The organism is Alphaproteobacteria bacterium SS10 (genome assembly GCA_019192455.1).
GTDB lineage: Bacteria > Pseudomonadota > Alphaproteobacteria > TMED2 > TMED2 > TMED2.
Map to the genome: position 1 here is coordinate 553,933 of JAHCML010000003.1, position 16,194 is coordinate 570,126.

Consider the following 16,194-nt stretch of genomic DNA (forward strand, 5'->3'; position numbering starts at 1 on the left):
TAGGGTTAGTGGTTAAGAGCGACGGCGTCGCTTGCCTTTGCGTGAGGATCGGGTGGGCGCTGAAGAGCGCTTGGACCAGCCGGGTGCCAGACGGGGCGCCGTCATATCGCTATCGGCAAAGCCGAGATCGGCAGCCTCCAGGCGGCGAATTTCATCGCGGATGCGGGCCGCTTCCTCAAACTCCAGATCGGCGGCGGCCGCCTTCATGCGCTCTTCCAGGGCAGCAATTTGTGACTTCACATCCTGCGGCTCAAAGGCGGTCTGGCCATCGCCATCGGCGGCCTCTGCCGTAACCGTTACACCGTCCTTGGCATAGACGCTGGCCATAACGTCAGAGATTTGCTTGCGCACACTTTCCGGTGTGATGCCCATCTCTTCATTGTAGGCGAGCTGCTTTTGCCGGCGACGCTCGGTTTCATCGATTGCGTACTGCATGCTGTCGGTCACATTGTCAGCATAGAGTAGGGCGCGGCCATCAACATTCCGCGCCGCCCGGCCGATTGTCTGAACCAGCGAGGTTTTGGAACGCAGATAGCCTTCCTTATCCGCATCGAGGATGGCGACCATTCCGCATTCCGGAATATCCAAGCCCTCGCGTAGCAGGTTGATCCCGACCAATACGTCAAAGGCACCAAGGCGCAGATCGCGGATAATCTCAATCCGCTCCAGCGTATCAACGTCGGAGTGGATGTAGCGGACCTTAACCCCGGCCTCGGTCATGTATTCGGTCAGTGCCTCGGCCATCTTTTTGGTCAGGGTGGTGACCAGGACGCGCTGTTCCTTCTCAACGCAAGCGCGGCATTCGGCGAGCAGGTCATCAACCTGGTTCTCGGTCGGGCGGACGATAACCGGCGGGTCGACCAGGCCAGTTGGGCGGACAACTTGCTCGGTGAACACACCGCCGGTCCGCTCTAGCTCCCAAGGGCCAGGGGTTGCCGAAACGAAAACCGTCTGCGGGCGCATGGTCTCCCATTCCTCAAACTTCAGCGGGCGGTTGTCCTTACAGGCCGGTAGGCGGAAGCCGAAATCAGAAAGCGTACTCTTACGCGCAAAGTCGCCCTTATACATGCCACCGATTTGCGGCACGGTCACATGGCTCTCATCAACGATGAGCAGGGAGTTGTTGGGTAGATACTCAAACAGCGTCGGCGGTGGTTCGCCAGGCGCCCGACCGCTTAGATAGCGTGAGTAGTTCTCAATGCCTTGGCAGGAGCCGGTGGCTTGCAGCATCTCAATATCGAACTGGGTGCGCTGCTCGATCCGTTGTGCCTCAAGCAGCTTGCCCTCGGCCGTGAACTCTTCAATCCGCGTCTTCAGATCGGTTTTGATCTGCTCAAGCGCTTGGTTCACCGTTGGCTTCGGCGTCACATAGTGGCTGTTGGCGTAGACCTTAACGCCGCTCAACTCACTGGTCTTCTGACCGGTCAGCGGGTCAAACTCGGTGATCTTCTCAATCTCATCGCCGAACATTGAGATGCGCCAGGCACGGTCATCCAAGTGGGCGGGGAAGATCTCCACCGTATCGCCCTGGGCACGGAAGGTGCCACGGCCAAAGGCGATATTGTTCCGCGTGTATTGCAGGTCGACCAGACGGTTCAGCAGATCATTCCGTTCCAACCGCTGCCCGGGTGAGAGGGCCAGGACCATGTTGGAATAGGTCTCAACCGAGCCGATACCATAGATGCAGGAGACCGAGGCGACGATGATCACATCATTCCGCTCCAGCAGCGCCCGGGTGGCGGAGTGGCGGAGGCGATCAATCTGCTCGTTAATCGAGCTCTCTTTCTCAATGTAAGTGTCTGAGCGGGGGACGTAGGCTTCCGGCTGGTAGTAGTCGTAATAGCTCACGAAATACTCGACCGCGTTGTCGGGGAAGAAGCTCTTCATCTCCCCATAGAGTTGTGCGGCGAGGGTTTTGTTCGGCGCCAGGATCAGCGTCGGCCGTTGGGCGCGCTCAATCACATGGGCCATGGTGAAGGTCTTGCCCGAGCCGGTAACACCCAGCAGAACCTGGTCCCGCTCTCCATCGAAGACACCGCCGGTCAGCTCTTCAATCGCGGTGGGCTGATCACCCGCCGGCTCAAACTCTGAGGCGACCTTAAACGGCACGCCGCCATCACCGCTTGGCGCACCGGCGAGTGCACCCTCGGTCGCATCAGCGGCCATATCGGCGGGCAGGTTATCGTTTTCAGCGGGTCGAATGTCGTCAGGCATGGCTGAAACATAGGCCTCCAAACCCGTCACGGCTAGGGGCCACAGCATTGATCAGGCATGCATCACGCGCCTTCACGCGCCGGGGATTGGGTTTGACTGGCAAATCAGTGGTTACTGATTAAAGTGCGCGCCCTAATCCATCTGCATGACAGTCGTTAATGGGACAGCAGTTTCATGGGTGTGTTCGCAGCCGCCTTGCGCGGTGAAACCAAACCAGCAGTGCTACGCCGGGGCAGCATTATTGCCCTGATCAGTTTTTTGACCCTGATCGACCTGTTTGGCTCGCAGGCGCTGTTGCCGAGATTGGTTGATGCCTATGGCGTTGATCCGGGTACGATGGGGTTCGCGGTGAACGCCTCCACCTTTGGGATGGCGATTGCGGGCTTGTTCGTTGCTTGGTTTGCTGACCGGATTGATCGACGGCGCGGGATTTGGGTCAGCCTGGCGCTGCTCTCAATCCCCACCTTCCTGCTGGGCATTACCCAGGATGTGACCATGTTCGGCATTTTGCGCGTGCTGCAGGGGATGTGCATGGCGACGGCGTTTACCCTGACGCTCACTTACCTGTCTGAGCAGTGCGATATCACCGCCGCCAGCATGGCCATGGCCGCCTATATCACCGGTAATGTGGGCAGCAACTTATTCGGGCGTTTGATGGCGGTCAGCTTCGCCGATGGATTTGGCATCGCTGGCAGCTTCTTTGCCTTTGCCGCTCTGAACCTTTTGGGCGCGATCATCGCCATGCTGGTCATCGGCGTTAAGTCAAAGGAGCCGCCAAGCCGGGGCGGCTCACCACTAGATGCTTGGAAAGGGCATATGGCCGTGCCTAGCCTGCGGGCAAGCTTTGGCCTCGGCTTTATCATCCTGTTCGCCTTTGTCGGCGTGTTTACTTATGTGAATTTTGAGTTGGTTGGCCCGACGCTGGACTTACACCCCGACTATCTGGGCGTGGTCTATTTCGTCTTCCTGCCTGCCTTGTTCACGACACCGCTTGCCTCACCCATCGCCAAGGCCTTTGGGCCGCGCAAGGTCTTCTGGCTGTCCTGCCTTGTCTCAATAATCGGCCTGGCCCTGACACTGGTGCCGAACTTGGCAGCCGTGCTAGCCGGGCTGGCACTGATCGGCATGGGCTTATTCTTTGCCCAGGCCGCCGCAACAGCCTTCGTCGGGCGTGCGGCCACCAGCAACCACGCCGCCGCTAACGGCCTCTATCTCACCAGCTACTATATCGGTGGGTTGGTTGGCGCGTTTGCCCTGGGCCAGATTTATGACGGCCTTGCCTGGGAAGGTGTGGTCGCCGTGATCCTGGCTAGCCTAGTGGTGGCGATGTTGCTCGCGGTTAAGATGAAGCAGGCGGAAACTTAAGCAGCCTCAATGCGCTTTAGCTCTTCGGTCAACACGCGGATGCGGGTTTCGTCCGAGGGGTGGGTCGAGAGGAACTCTGGTGGCTTCTGACGTTTCTCGCCTTGCTCCATCATCTTCTCCCAGAACTTTAGATTCTCACGCGGATCGTATCCGGCGGCCGCCATGTAGCGCATGCCGAGGCGGTCGGCCTCAATCTCATGACGGCGGCTATAGGGCAGCAGGACACCAAACTGCAGGCCGACACCCAGGACGGCACCGATCTGTCCGGCATACTGAACATCGGCCTGGCTTAGGGCGATTGAGGTTGCGGTGAGGGCAACACCGGCGGCTAGTTGTTGGGAGTAGCGCTCGGCGGCGTGGCGGCCCGCGACGTGCCCAACCTCATGCCCCATAACGGCGGCGACCTGGCTGTCATTATCCATGATGTCCAGAATGCCGTCATAGAACCCAACCTTACCGCCAGGCATCACGAAGGCATTGATCTGCTCGTCATCAAAGACGCGGTAGTCCCAATCCGAGCGCGGCACATTCGGGCCGGCAGCGGCTACGATACGGTCACCAATTTCCCGCAGCTCAGTCGTTTGCTTCGCATCCACATCCTGCACGGTTGAGTCAGCGAGGAGTGCCTGCCAAGTTTGGCGGCCCAGCTGCGCCAACTGTTGATCACTGACCAGGATAAACTGATCACGGCCGGTCACTGGATTGGTTGAGCAGCCCGTAATGGTGAAGGCAACCACGGTCCCGGCCGCGAGGCCCGACAGTAATTGCCGACGGTTCATCGACACCTGGTTCGTGGTGTCCAATTTGATCTCGCCAGGCGTTGTCAGTTTGGTCATGTGATTACCGTCGGAAAAGCGTGGTCGGGGTCAGCCATATTGGGCGGTAGTATAGTGGCCATCACCCACGAAAAAACCCCCGCTAGAGCAACGGGGGTTTGCGTCGATTTTACGGCAGCTATTTGCCGAAAACCGTTCTTTAAAAATTTTTAAGCTTCGCGCCAGGCTTAGCGGCGGCGATAGGTGGCGCGCAGTGCGTCGATGCGGCCATCAAGCTGAACCACCAGAGTATCATTGCCGGCATCCGCAGCTTCTTTACGCTTCACAAGCAGTGAAGGAAGCATGGTGAGCGAGTGATCGCCCAAACGGTTGCGTGCCTTAGACGCAGTTTTGTCGCGGCTGATGATGACTTCTTCTAGATGATCGGTGGCAAAATCCATGACGCCGTACCCTTATTCGTTATGGCCGGTGCAACTTCATGCGCGTGCCTCATCGCACGACCGCCTGCCGGCAGATTTGGTTCTATTTGGGTTTCCTCCGGACCGTCTTTTGCGGTCCTATTAGGATAGTCCGATATTCGTGTGAAAGCGTCAAACTACACTTATTACATTGACGACTTTCACCCCTTCCCGGCACTGGCAAGCTCAACTGGTTTTCTCACCTGTTGGGCCCAAACCAAAAACCGTTCGGGTGTTCCCGGATCTATCCCGGCGAATGGATAGCAGGTGACGAGCAGCAGCCAACCGTCACCGGGCGGCGGCACCACCTGATCATGCCGGATATCGACCACCTGTGTCTTGGTGGTCGCAAAATGCTGCGTATTACCATCTGCATTCGTCAGCAGCACCGTCTCGCCCGCTGCAATGTCCGACAAAAACGCCAGATGCGTATCGCGATGGCCAGTGATGATAGTGTGGCCAGCTGGCGCAAACTCGCCATTGCCAGGTGGTGTGGACCACAGCCCAGGCCCCCAGGTAAGGGCCTCCCCACTGCTGTTGTTCAGTACGATCAGGTCAATGCCTTGGCTTGGAATCTCAAGATGGGCAGCGGGGTGAATGTCCGCCCATGACCAAGGCTTTTCTGGCAATCCATGCTGCAGGGTTTTGGCCCAAGCATCGCGCAGCAAAATTGGACCTAACCAAGCCTTGGTTTGGATCAAGGCGGCCTCTGCCATGAACACGAAGCCGATCGCGACACACAAAAGGGCGAGGGTCGGGCGACCCCATTTCAGTCGGTTCATGCTGCACCTTTTGGGTGCAGCATTTTTGTGAGCCGACGCCACCACAAACTGACCATTCCGCCGATGCTCAGCAGTAATCCAAAGAGCCAGAGTAGGGCCGCCGGTGTTGCGGTCTGTGGAAGTGCGTTGGCGGCAAATGGATTTGTCGGCGCAGCAATTGGCGTCACAGTTGTGGAGGTGGAAGCCGAAGCCGCGGCCGCTTGTGCCGGTGGTTGCATGGTGGCGCCGTGGGGCATGTTGGTGGCGACACTGCCGCTGGCCAGCTGGGCCTCCGCCGGGCGACGGGCGACACTGTCGATTGCAACCAAGCTGGTTTGCTGGCTGAGTAGGTCATAGCTCAACGCCACCTGAACAATGTCATCGCGGATGCTCTCACTGGCACCGCCTGATTGGCGTCTGCCAACCCGCTCAATCTCGCGGATTTTGTGTCGGGCCCAGAGGGCCGCAACGCCATCGCGTCCTTCATCCGTTTCTAGTCCCGCTATCTGGATGCTCTCAGCAAAGGCCGTGCCCTGATGCATGGCGCTAACGCCAACCTGGCCATTGGTGCCTTCGGGTAGTCTTAGGACAAAGCTTACCGGCTCACCGGCATAGAGGTCGGGGATTAGCGGTGGGTAGATCTCGGCGCCCCGTGGTAGATCCAGATCGATATCGGTTAGCACTGGTTCGGCCAGCTGTCGGAACAGCTCAGTCATCTTGGCTGTGACCTCATCGCTCTGCCCGATAAAGGTAAAGGTGCCACGCCCGGCGGTAGCGGCTTCCCGCATGAAGAAGCCATTGGGCGCTGAACCAATGCCAACGGTGAATAGGCGGCGATCACCAAGCTTGCGATTGATCATGCCGAACAACGCATTCTCATTACCGACGGCGCCATCCGTGATGAACACAATCTGGCGCAGGCGGCCTTGGCTCTCCTCATCACCGGTAAGGGCATGCCGTAGGGCGGCGGCCATCTCTGTCCCGCCACCCGCTTCGATCCGGCCTAGCCAATCCATCGCATCATCGATGTTGCCGCCCATCGCCGGGCGGGGTTCGCCGAACAGCGTAGTGTAGCCGGAGCTGAAGGCGATGATGTCAAATCGGTCGCGGTTGGATAGGCGCTTCAGCGCATTCTCGAGTGCGGCCTTAGCTTGCCGGATTGGCTGGCCAGACATGGAGCCGGAGCGGTCGAGGATGAAGGTGATATCGCGGGGTTGGGGTTCTACAATCTCAACCGCGCTGCCATCGGGTTTGGGTGGTGAGATCATCACCAGGTGGTGGTCAAACCCGTCATGGTTCTCTGAGAACAGACCCGTGGCCGGTGCGGCGCCGGGCAGGGGACGCCAGACCAGTTCAAAGTCACGATCCGCTGGCACGACCCCCTCGGCAAGTTCCAGCTTGTAATGATCCTCCGCGGCCTTGGTCGTGATTGAATGGTAGGAGCTGTCGATCACATCCAGCGGAAACCCCGCGGCGAGATCGACGGTTAGGCTAAGCGGATTAACCTTCACCTCATCATGGGCATTCACTGGTGGCGAGATGCGGCTGGCATCCGCTACCTGATCCGTATCAAAGGCCCAGCCATTGCCGGTATCTGTGTAATTGACCTGCAGGGCAGCGAGGGGTTGGCCCGGCATATAGCGGGGCATGATCGCCATTGGAAAACGGATTGAGAAGCGTGGACCCGCCTGCTCGTCATAGTGATAGTCGACGGGCTGCTCGAACCCGATTTGCACCGTGACCGTTTCGCCCGGCGCTATGTTGGTCACGGCATTGGTGAAGATGTTGGGCCGTTCCTGACTTAACAGGCTGGCTGTCTTGCCAGCATCTCGCGCTTCCTCAAACTGCCGCTGCGCTTCCTCACGTTCGGCGATAGCGCCTTCGATCACGCGGTCACCGATGGTAAGGCGGAGGCGATCAACCGCCGCTGTTTCGGGCAGGGGAAAGACATAGAGCGCCTCAACCCAATCCTCCCGAGGGTTGGCGAAATGCTGGGTCACCATGGTGCGAGCAACCATGCCGCTGACGCTGATCTCAACCTCTGCCGCCACCTGTTGGCCAGGCAGGACCGTATCGGCGGTTGCACCGGGGAAGAACAGGCCACCCTTACCCATCGTTTCAATATTGGCGGGCACCTCCTGCAACGCGGTTTTGGCGGGCTGTCCGCGCCCCTCAACCGGTAGGAGGGCGAGGCAGAGGATGAGGCCGAAACGGGGTAGGCGGTGACGGCTTAGTTTGTTGTTTACGATGTGCGTCGGCATGGCGGCGGTTCCCTGGGCTTACAGTCAATGGGCTGGCATTCAATGCCGCCCTTGGTAGCCAGCCGATCTGTCTGCAATGGTTCACGCTTAAGGTCATTGCCGTACCGCATCTGGGCAAATGTGGTTGGGGTGGGGCCAAAATCCATCCGGTTCCACTTGCAAGGAGGGGGTGAGCGGGCATAGTTTGCGCCCTCGATCTTAACCTTTGTCACCCATGCCTGAGAGGGGCGCCACCATGACCCAGATCGCCGACCGTTTGAGCGCTATCAAGCCATCACCAACCATTGCCATCACCACCAAGGCCCGCGAGCTTCGCGCCGCTGGTCGTGATGTGATTGGCCTCGGTGCTGGTGAGCCAGATTTCGATACGCCAGACCATATTAAAGAGGCGGCGATCGAGGCGATCCGAAATGGCGAGACCAAATACACCGCGGTCGATGGCACACCAGCACTGAAGCAAGCGGTGGTCGATAAGTTCCAGCGTGAGAACGGCCTGACCTACACCACCGACCAAGTCTCTGTTGGCACTGGCGGTAAGCAGATCCTCTATAACGCGTTCATGGTCACCCTGAACCCAGGTGATGAGGTGCTGATCCCAGCTCCGTACTGGGTGTCATATCCAGACATGGCCCTGCTCGCCGGTGGTACGCCAAAGTTTGTTGAATGCGGCGCCAATCATCGTTTCAAGCTGACGCCTGAGGCGCTGGATGCTGCGATCACGCCAAAGACCAAGTGGCTGGTCCTGAACTCACCCAGCAACCCAACCGGTGCGGCTTATACTAAGGACGAGCTGCGCGGCCTGGCTGACGTGCTGTTGAAGCACCCACAGGTCATGATCATGACCGACGATATGTACGAGCATATTGGCTATGGGGATTATGAGGCGACCACCATCGCCGCCGTCGAACCACAGCTGTTTGATCGCACCCTAACCTGTAACGGTGTGTCCAAAGCCTTCGCCATGACTGGCTGGCGTATTGGTTATGCCGGTGGCCCTAAAGACCTGATCAAGGCGATGGCCAAGATCCAAAGCCAAAGCACGGCGAACCCAACCTCTATCAGCCAGGCGGCAGCCCTTGCGGCACTCAACGGTCCGCTCGATTTCTTGGGCGAGCGCAATGCCGCGTTCCAAGAGCGTCGGGACATGGTTGTCGCCATGCTAAACGAGGCCGATGGCATCACCTGCCAGGTGCCAGATGGTGCCTTCTACGTCTTCCCAAGCTGTGATGGCGTGCTTGGCCGCACCACGCCAGAGGGCAAGGTGATCGAGAGTGATGGCGACTTCGCCACCTATCTCTTGGAGAGTGCCGAGGTTGCCGTGGTGCCTGGCGTTGCCTTTGGCCTGTCACCTTACTTCCGCATCTCTTATGCGACCTCAACCGAGGCGCTTAAAACCGCATGCGAACGCATTCAAGCGGCCTGCGCTAGGCTAACGAAAGCTGCTGCTTAAGCATTGGAAATGAAATGGGGGGGCGGGCTGTGGGGCGACCTACGGCCCGCGTCCTGGGGGCGACCTACGGCCCGCGTCCTGGGCCTGATGTGCCGCGACCTTCCGGTGGTAAGGGCTGTCGCCATGAAACGGGCCGCTCCTCATCTGGCGTGTCTTCGCCGTCACCTTCCACCAGGGCATCGATAACCCCCTGGTCGACGATTTCTCCGTTTTCATTCGCCGGCGGTGGGGCGTCCAGATCATCAGAGTGAACAACTCGGGTTATCTCTGGTGGGCCGCCATCGCTACGGTTGCCCTCAATTTCGGCAAGCGCTTCGGCGCTCTCAGCCGCTGCCTGACGATCACGTTCGGCGGCTGTCCGGGCAGCTTCCAACGCCTCATCAATCTCGGTGTCGATGTCTTTGCCCTTCTTGCCCGCCATTTGGCCGAACCGATGGGCAAGAGCTCTTAGCGCCTCCAGTTCGGACTCTTCTGCTGGCATTGTCCGTCTTCGACGTCCAGTGGTCGGCTCTTGCTTATCTGAATCTTTATCGTGGCGTCTGCGGGTGTCCAACTCGTTGGAGTCCCAGCCAAGATCCTTTGGCGTTTGTTGCTCCTCGGGCCAAAGGCCAGCGCCACGCAACCATCCCTTCATGCGGGAGCGGATATCATCGGGTTCATTGTCCCGGACAGCAGCGGCCAACTCGGCATCTGGACGAGGTCTTGGGCCACGACCCAAATCCTTTTGATGCATGCGGCTTTTTAATACATCAACGATCACATCGATCTTATCGGTGTTCTGCTTGATCATCCGGTCGGCAAAGCGTTGAAGCTTGGCCATGTTTTCCGGTGACGCATCATCAAACGCATCATTGGGCGATAGTTTTGGATCCTCGTCGTCTCTCAGCGGCTCCTCAAGGCGGATAAACTGATCGCCGAGCATAAATTCCATGTGCTGATTGGCGGCAGAGGACTGGGCATCAAAGGAAGCGTTTAGAACGGGCACATCATTATTTGGATTAATCCAACCGAGGCCGCCCCATCGCTTGGCGTCTTCATACTTGAACGCCCGGGTCAGGCTGCCGGTGCCAAGCGAGATAACAAACATCTCGGCGTCCCTTTGCTCGGCCTCTTTACTGCCGGCAAAATACGCCGCGGCCGCTGGGTTCTGGACGAAAATGCCGCCATCAACCAGCGTATGTTCCATGATGGCAGGCTCATCATTAGAGCCAGCGCCCTTCGGCGCGTATGAACGCACCCGGGCAGGCTTGAAATAAGTGGGGGCGGAAGATGTGGCCAGGGTTGCATCCCGAACCTTCCAGCGGCGTTCCGCATTTCCATCAGGATGGTCTTTGAAGTGGCGCATGAACACGCTTTCGCGGGTCTCGATGTCATACGCGGTCAGCATGATGCTGGTCAGGGAATCCTCAAGCCGTGTATCACCAAAGAAGCGGCGTAGTGAGGCTTCAAGCGGTGCACTGCTATACTTTGGACGGAACAGAGAGCGCAGGCGGCTAAACACGCCCTTCTCAAAAATCTCAGGGCCATCGTTCAAGTAGAAGCCAACAAGGTCCATCGCTTTGAACCGTGGCTGGTCTTGTCTGACTGGGTGGGGGGCCGTGAGGCCAGCCGCAATAATCCCGCCGGTCGACGTGCCAGCAGCCAGATCAATTGCATCAGAAATCGGCCGTCCTAGCCGCTTTTCGATCTCGGCAAGGACCAGCAGGGGGAGTATTCCCCGGATGCCGCCGCCATCAATTGAGAGAACAGTGTAGAGCTCTTTATCTTCCATAGATCTCTAGTAATACGGTCAACCGGCGAAAGTCCGTAACTATCTGACAATAAACTCTATTGTTGCGCTGCAATATGACCCGGTATGCATCAATCGGGTTACATTGTTTGTGTAAGAAGTATTTAATCACCGTCAAATAATTGTGCGGTGCAATATTATTTGTATGCATCAAAATTTCTGTGAAAGCGATTTGCCCTCGCCAATGACAGATACGTGATCCAAAGTTGGTGTTGGGCAACGGCTGTCGCCCGTATTCTCAGGCCATCGCTGATCAGCGCCATCGCTAAGGAACCTCGTCAATGTTTGTGCATCGCCGCCGTGGTTGGGAAATCCCGGAATCCCAAGTAACGCCAGAGAGCACCTTTATGAACCGTCGGGCCTTGCTGGGTGCCGGTGCGGGGCTTGGCTTGGCCGCCATGATGCCCAAGGCGCAGGCGCGGGCTTCGGCTGATTTGTATCCAGTTCCGACCAACCCGAAATTTGCCAAGGTTGATCGCCCGATTACCGATGCCCGGCAGGTGATGACCTACAACAACTTCTATGAGTTCGGGACGCATAAGCAGATTGCAGCGGCCGCCCAGCAGCTGCGCACCGAGCCCTGGGCCGTCACCTTTGATGGGATGGTTGAGCAGGAGCGCACCATCGACTTCAGTGATCTGATCAAGCAGATGCCCTTGGAGGAGCGTGTGTACCGCCTCCGCTGTGTTGAGGCATGGGCGGCTGTGGTTCCCTATAGCGGTTTTCCACTGAAGGCCCTGGTTGATTTCGCCCGCCCACTCTCAAGTGCCAAGTATCTGCGGATGGAGACGTTTAACGATGCGTCAATGGCGCCGTCACAGCGGCAGTTCTGGTACCCCTGGCCCTATACTGAGGGCCTGACCATGGCCGAGGCGACCAACGAACTCGCCTTCATTGCCACCGGCATGTACGGCAAGGTGATCCCAAAACAGAATGGCGCGCCACTCCGGCTTTCGGTGCCATGGAAGTATGGCTTCAAATGGTTGAAGTCGATTGTCCGCTTTACCTTTACCGACGAGCGGCCCACCACGTTCTGGTCTGAAGTAGGGCCAAACGAGTATGGCTTCTGGGCCAATGTGAACCCGGAAGTGAGGCACCCGAGGTGGAGCCAGGCATCGGAGCGTATGTTGGGCACGGATGAGCGTTTGCCGACCCAACTCTTCAATGGCTATGGCGAGTATGTCGCCGATATCTATGCCAATATTCAGGGCGAGCGGCTGTTTATGTAAGCCGGGCTAGCGCCATCGATCTATTTGCCATTTTGCATCATATGTATGCCGACAAAATGTGGCCTTTGCGTCACGCTTTGTTGGTGGCGGAAAGACACTGTATCAGCGGGTTTCAGCGATATCCCACCGATGCTTGACGCCTTCCACTGGTGCCTTTAACCAACACCTTCAATAAGCCGGTGTGAGTGGCCAATCACTCAATTGAGCAACGCCGGTTGGCACCATGGGGAGGAATTCATGAAGCGTGATCTCTTACGCGGCACCGCGCTCGCGTCAGCTCTTGTTGTTGGTCTTGGTTTTGGCGCGGCTGCGAAGGCGCAATCGACCACCGTTAATGGCGCCATCGACACGATGGTTTTCGTCGGCGATAGCTTGAGCGATCCGGGTAATCAGCCCGCGCTTCTCGGTGGTGCAAACCAACCACCATCCCCACCATATTCTGAGAACCGCTTCTCAAACGGTGATGTCTTCTCACAAGTTGTCCCTGGCACCTTTGGTGTTGATGACAGTGCGGTTGTGAACACGGCCGTTGGTGGTGCGTTCACGGGCCAGATTGAGGTCGCCCCCGGCATTACCGCTGGTAACATTGTTGGCGATCCAACCAACCCACTTAGCAGCCGTGACATCCTCGCCCAGGCGCAGGAAGTTGCCGCCAGCGGTGTGCTGACCCAGGGTAATTCCGTTGCGACCGTTTGGGGTGGTGCCAACAACTACTTCCTCGAGTTGAACTCCCTCGACCCGACCGCTTCTAGCCTCGATATCTTTAACTCCTTCTCGGCCAGTGTGAACGAAGCCGTCACCGATATTGCCGAGGCTGCTCAAACCCTCGCTGCTGGTGGTGCTGATACAGTTGTTCTGTTCAACCTCCCATCCTTCTCTGGCTTGCCACAGTTCACGGCCTTGGGCCCAGAGGTTGCCGCAGCCGCTGGTCAGCTAACGGCTATTCACAACGGTGCAATTGCTGGCTTGGCTGCCGATCTTCAGGCCGCTGGCATCAATGCCCAGGTCGTTGATGTTGATGGCCTCTTCACCGAGGTTCAGGCCAACCCAGCCGCCTTTGGTTTCTCAAACATCACCGATGCCTGCATCAACGATGCGGCTTGCGTGACCGCCTCTGTTGAAGCGCAGAATGAGTTCTTGTTCTTCGACACTGTGCACCCAACCAGTTCCGCCCACGGTTTTATCGCCCAGGCATTTGAAGAGACCTTCACTGGTCCTCTCGCTTTGGCTGCGACCGGTGATGCCGGTCAGGCCGCGGTGCTTGATTACGGTAATGGCCTGCTGTCCCGCTTGGGTCTGCTCGACCTTAACGATGATGAGACCACCGTCTTTGGCGATGTGAACTATCTCGACGTCTCTTACGATGATGATGGCGGCGTTCTGGGTAGTGACTTTGACCTGGTACGTGCCGATTTCGGTATCGCGTTCGGCGTGACCGACAGCACCTTGATTGGTGTTGGTATCGCGTATGAGCAGGGCTCAAGCGACATCAACAACAATGCCGGTGATTTCGACTTTGAATCACTGCGCGCCTCGGCCTTTGCTGATTATGACAACGGCACCTGGGGCATCGGCGCTGTCGCTGCCTTCGGTAGCGATGACTACCAAGACATCAACCGCAACACGGCCGTCACTGGCCTGTCCGCCGGTGCTGATGCTGATGGTCGCTCGGTCTATGTCGCTGCTGAGGGTCGCTACCACGTCAATGTGGACATGGTCAGCATTACCCCGGCTATTCGCCTCGGCTACGCCAACGCAACCGTTGATGAGTATAATGAGAGCGGCGCAACCGGCCTAAACCGGGCGGTTGGCGAACAGGACGTCGATAATTTCTTTGGTGAGATCGGTGCCACCGTCTCTGCTGATTTTGAAGTTGGCGATGATGGCGGCTTCTTCCGCCCACATCTGTCCCTCTTCCTGCATCAGGACTTTGACGATAGCGAGCGCTCGGTCACCTCATCACTGGTCAGTGCACCAGGGGCGATCACCACGACCGACATTGATGGCCGTGACACCACCACCGGCCACATTGCCCTCGGTGTGGATTTCCTAAGTGGTCCATGGACTGTCGGTATCCTCGGCGATTACCAGACCAGTAACCCAGACGGCTTCGGCATCACTGGTCGGATGACCTACAAGTTCTGATCCCAATTGGATCAACAGCAAAAAGCCGGGGCAACCCGGCTTTTTTCTTGTCTGGATTTTGCTGCTCCAAGCTTTCTTAAATCACGCCGTTTTTATGGGGCGTGATCAATAAATATACTGTGAGAAGTTGTGAGTAAAAAAGCTCTCCTCACTCTGTCAAAACATCCTTGGGAACCGTTTTGATTAGAGTAAGTGAGGGTTCATGCTCCGACGTTTATTTATTGCGGCCGCAATGGTTTTTGCCGCCGCCACCATGGCACCAGGTCAAGCCGATGCCAGTAATCAGCTAGCGGTCGCCATCGGTGGTCACGATGCGGTTGCCTATTTCGACCGGGGTGAGCCGACCCAAGGTGCGGCCAAGTTCCACCATTTCTGGAATGGTGCTGTCTGGTACTTCGCCTCGGCTGAAAACCGGGACAAGTTCGCGGCCAACCCAACCGCCTTTGCGCCACAATATGATGGCTACTGCGCATGGGCCGCGTCACAGAACTACAAGCGTCCAGGCGATCCAAATGTCTGGCAGATCCGTGACGGTAAGCTCTACCTGATGGTTCATGAGGGTGCCCGCAAGAAATGGCAGGCTGACATCCCAACCCATATCGCCCAGGGCGATGACAACTGGGTTCAGATCGCACCGTACTAAGCGGATTGGTTAAAACAAAAAAAGCCGGGCTCGATTGCCCGGCTTTTTCTTGTTCAATGCTGATCGATCAGGTGCCGAAGGTGGTGCCCTGCAGCTCTGAGATCAGGAAGTCTCGGAAGACTGAAATGCGCTTAGAGTTCCGAAGCTCTTCCGGATAACAGAAATAAGCCTGAACCGTTGGGCCGGAGATGTCCGGCAGAACCCGGGCGATATTGTCGTCACCTTCAGCCATATAGTCGGGCAGGGCGGCGATGCCGAGATTGCTGCGCACGCCCGTCAGCATGCCGTAGACGCTGTTCACATCGAAGCGGCGGGTGAGTCGGCGCTCCATATCGCCCATCTGCTCATACAGCCAGTTGATGTGCGGAATTGGCGCCGGTGCATCGGAGGCAAAGCCAATCATCCGGTGATTGATCAGATCGCCAATATCCTTTGGTACGCCGTTCTCTTTCAGATAGTCGACGCTCGCATAGATGTGGAAATCCATGGTGAACAGGTTGCGGGCAATCAGATCGGGTTGCCGTGGTGCGTTCAGACGGATGGCGACATCGGCCTCACGCATACCGAGGTCTAGTTCCCGGTCCTCAACCACCAGGCTGACCTTAATCTCTGGATACTGCTCCATGAACTTGCCAATGCGTGGCACCAGCCAGGTACAGCCAAACGCGACCGTGGTCGTAACGGTCAGCGGGCCTTGCGGCGTATCCTTGGTCTCGGAGAGGCGGCTCTCAGCGAGTGAAAGCTTGTGGAATACATCACGCGCGGTCTCAAGCAGCAGCTCACCCTGTTCAGTCAGGATGAGGCCACGAGCGTGACGGTGAAACAGGGTGACGTTGAGGCTTTCCTCAAGCGCACTAATTTGTCGGCTTACGGCCGACTGGCTCAGCTTCAGCCGGTCGCCGGCATGGGTAAAACTCCCGGCATCGGCTACCGCGTGAAAGATCCGCAGCTTATCCCAATCCACTTGATTCAGCCGATGCTTAACGCCTCATCAGCGCTGATCGGTCCCAGGCAGAACACTTGTTAGCCAAGCATTGCTGTCATGCGCGCGTATCGGATGTCAACAAACTGTCGACTCGAAACGGGATTCGATGTGGTTGGAG

12 protein-coding genes are annotated in these 16,194 nt (G+C 57.7%); 5 read left to right on the plus strand and 7 right to left on the minus strand.

All coding sequences use genetic code 11. The features are described 5' to 3' along the window. Nucleotides 1-12: 12 nt before the first annotated feature. The gene (gene uvrB / locus KI792_02980; GenBank protein MBV6631978.1) at nucleotides 13-2,166 is read right to left on the minus strand and encodes an excinuclease ABC subunit UvrB; all 2,154 of its coding nucleotides are present in this window, start codon (nucleotides 2,164-2,166) and stop codon (nucleotides 13-15) included. Between the two features lie 222 nt (nucleotides 2,167-2,388). Here uvrB and KI792_02985 point away from each other — a divergent pair, with 222 nt between their 5' ends. After that, the gene (locus tag KI792_02985; GenBank protein ID MBV6631979.1) at nucleotides 2,389-3,579 is read left to right on the plus strand and encodes an MFS transporter; all 1,191 of its coding nucleotides are present in this window, start codon (nucleotides 2,389-2,391) and stop codon (nucleotides 3,577-3,579) included. On the opposite strand, the gene KI792_02990 is transcribed toward KI792_02985, so the two are convergent. The 4 genes from KI792_02990 to KI792_03005 form a co-directional block, all read right to left on the minus strand. Further along, entirely contained in the window at nucleotides 3,576-4,415 is an 840-nt protein-coding gene (locus tag KI792_02990; protein ID MBV6631980.1) for a M48 family metallopeptidase, read from the minus strand. The genes KI792_02985 and KI792_02990 overlap by 4 nt on opposite strands. 167 nt (nucleotides 4,416-4,582) lie before the next feature. Then, nucleotides 4,583-4,795, minus strand: coding sequence for a hypothetical protein (locus tag KI792_02995; protein ID MBV6631981.1), 213 nt, complete (start codon nucleotides 4,793-4,795; stop codon nucleotides 4,583-4,585). A 179-nt stretch (nucleotides 4,796-4,974) separates the two neighbouring features. Then, on the minus strand, nucleotides 4,975-5,595 hold the full coding sequence (locus tag KI792_03000; GenBank protein ID MBV6631982.1) for a class GN sortase: 621 nt from the start codon (nucleotides 5,593-5,595) through the stop codon (nucleotides 4,975-4,977). Beyond that, nucleotides 5,592-7,835: a marine proteobacterial sortase target protein gene (locus KI792_03005; GenBank protein ID MBV6631983.1), complete on the minus strand. Its 2,244-nt coding sequence runs from the start codon at nucleotides 7,833-7,835 to the stop codon at nucleotides 5,592-5,594. Before KI792_03005 ends, KI792_03000 begins: the two co-directional genes overlap by 4 nt. A gap of 235 nt (nucleotides 7,836-8,070) precedes the next feature. Between KI792_03005 and KI792_03010 the strand changes: the two genes are divergently transcribed. Then, on the plus strand, nucleotides 8,071-9,285 hold the full coding sequence (locus KI792_03010) for a pyridoxal phosphate-dependent aminotransferase (protein MBV6631984.1): 1,215 nt from the start codon (nucleotides 8,071-8,073) through the stop codon (nucleotides 9,283-9,285). Nucleotides 9,286-9,349: 64 nt separating this feature from the next. On the opposite strand, the gene KI792_03015 is transcribed toward KI792_03010, so the two are convergent. Further along, nucleotides 9,350-11,056, minus strand: coding sequence for a patatin-like phospholipase family protein (locus KI792_03015; GenBank protein ID MBV6631985.1), 1,707 nt, complete (start codon nucleotides 11,054-11,056; stop codon nucleotides 9,350-9,352). A gap of 299 nt (nucleotides 11,057-11,355) precedes the next feature. Here KI792_03015 and msrP point away from each other — a divergent pair, with 299 nt between their 5' ends. The 3 genes from msrP to KI792_03030 all read left to right on the plus strand — a co-directional run bounded on the left by msrP (nucleotide 11,356) and on the right by KI792_03030 (nucleotide 15,091). After that, nucleotides 11,356-12,303, plus strand: a complete 948-nt coding sequence (msrP, locus tag KI792_03020) for a protein-methionine-sulfoxide reductase catalytic subunit MsrP (protein MBV6631986.1) — start codon at nucleotides 11,356-11,358, stop codon at nucleotides 12,301-12,303. A gap of 237 nt (nucleotides 12,304-12,540) precedes the next feature. Beyond that, on the plus strand, nucleotides 12,541-14,448 hold the full coding sequence (locus tag KI792_03025) for an autotransporter domain-containing protein (protein ID MBV6631987.1): 1,908 nt from the start codon (nucleotides 12,541-12,543) through the stop codon (nucleotides 14,446-14,448). A gap of 202 nt (nucleotides 14,449-14,650) precedes the next feature. Beyond that, nucleotides 14,651-15,091: a YHS domain protein gene (locus KI792_03030; protein MBV6631988.1), complete on the plus strand. Its 441-nt coding sequence runs from the start codon at nucleotides 14,651-14,653 to the stop codon at nucleotides 15,089-15,091. A 67-nt stretch (nucleotides 15,092-15,158) separates the two neighbouring features. Here the strand turns inward: KI792_03030 and KI792_03035 are convergent, their stop codons facing one another. Then, entirely contained in the window at nucleotides 15,159-16,055 is an 897-nt protein-coding gene (locus KI792_03035; GenBank protein MBV6631989.1) for a LysR family transcriptional regulator, read from the minus strand. Nucleotides 16,056-16,194 lie beyond the last annotated feature (139 nt).

Bases quoted from the DNA above. Each gene is read 5' to 3' on its own strand.
- uvrB (MBV6631978.1), bottom strand. From the start codon at position 2,166: ATGGCCGCTGATGCGACCGAGGGTGCACTCGCCGGTGCGCCAAGCGGT.
- KI792_02985 (MBV6631979.1), top strand. From the start codon at position 2,389: ATGGGTGTGTTCGCAGCCGCCTTGCGCGGTGAAACCAAACCAGCAGTG.
- KI792_02990 (MBV6631980.1), bottom strand. From the start codon at position 4,415: ATGACCAAACTGACAACGCCTGGCGAGATCAAATTGGACACCACGAAC.
- KI792_02995 (MBV6631981.1), bottom strand. From the start codon at position 4,795: ATGGATTTTGCCACCGATCATCTAGAAGAAGTCATCATCAGCCGCGAC.
- KI792_03000 (MBV6631982.1), bottom strand. From the start codon at position 5,595: ATGAACCGACTGAAATGGGGTCGCCCGACCCTCGCCCTTTTGTGTGTC.
- KI792_03005 (MBV6631983.1), bottom strand. From the start codon at position 7,835: ATGCCGACGCACATCGTAAACAACAAACTAAGCCGTCACCGCCTACCC.
- KI792_03010 (MBV6631984.1), top strand. From the start codon at position 8,071: ATGACCCAGATCGCCGACCGTTTGAGCGCTATCAAGCCATCACCAACC.
- KI792_03015 (MBV6631985.1), bottom strand. From the start codon at position 11,056: ATGGAAGATAAAGAGCTCTACACTGTTCTCTCAATTGATGGCGGCGGC.
- msrP (MBV6631986.1), top strand. From the start codon at position 11,356: ATGTTTGTGCATCGCCGCCGTGGTTGGGAAATCCCGGAATCCCAAGTA.
- KI792_03025 (MBV6631987.1), top strand. From the start codon at position 12,541: ATGAAGCGTGATCTCTTACGCGGCACCGCGCTCGCGTCAGCTCTTGTT.
- KI792_03030 (MBV6631988.1), top strand. From the start codon at position 14,651: ATGCTCCGACGTTTATTTATTGCGGCCGCAATGGTTTTTGCCGCCGCC.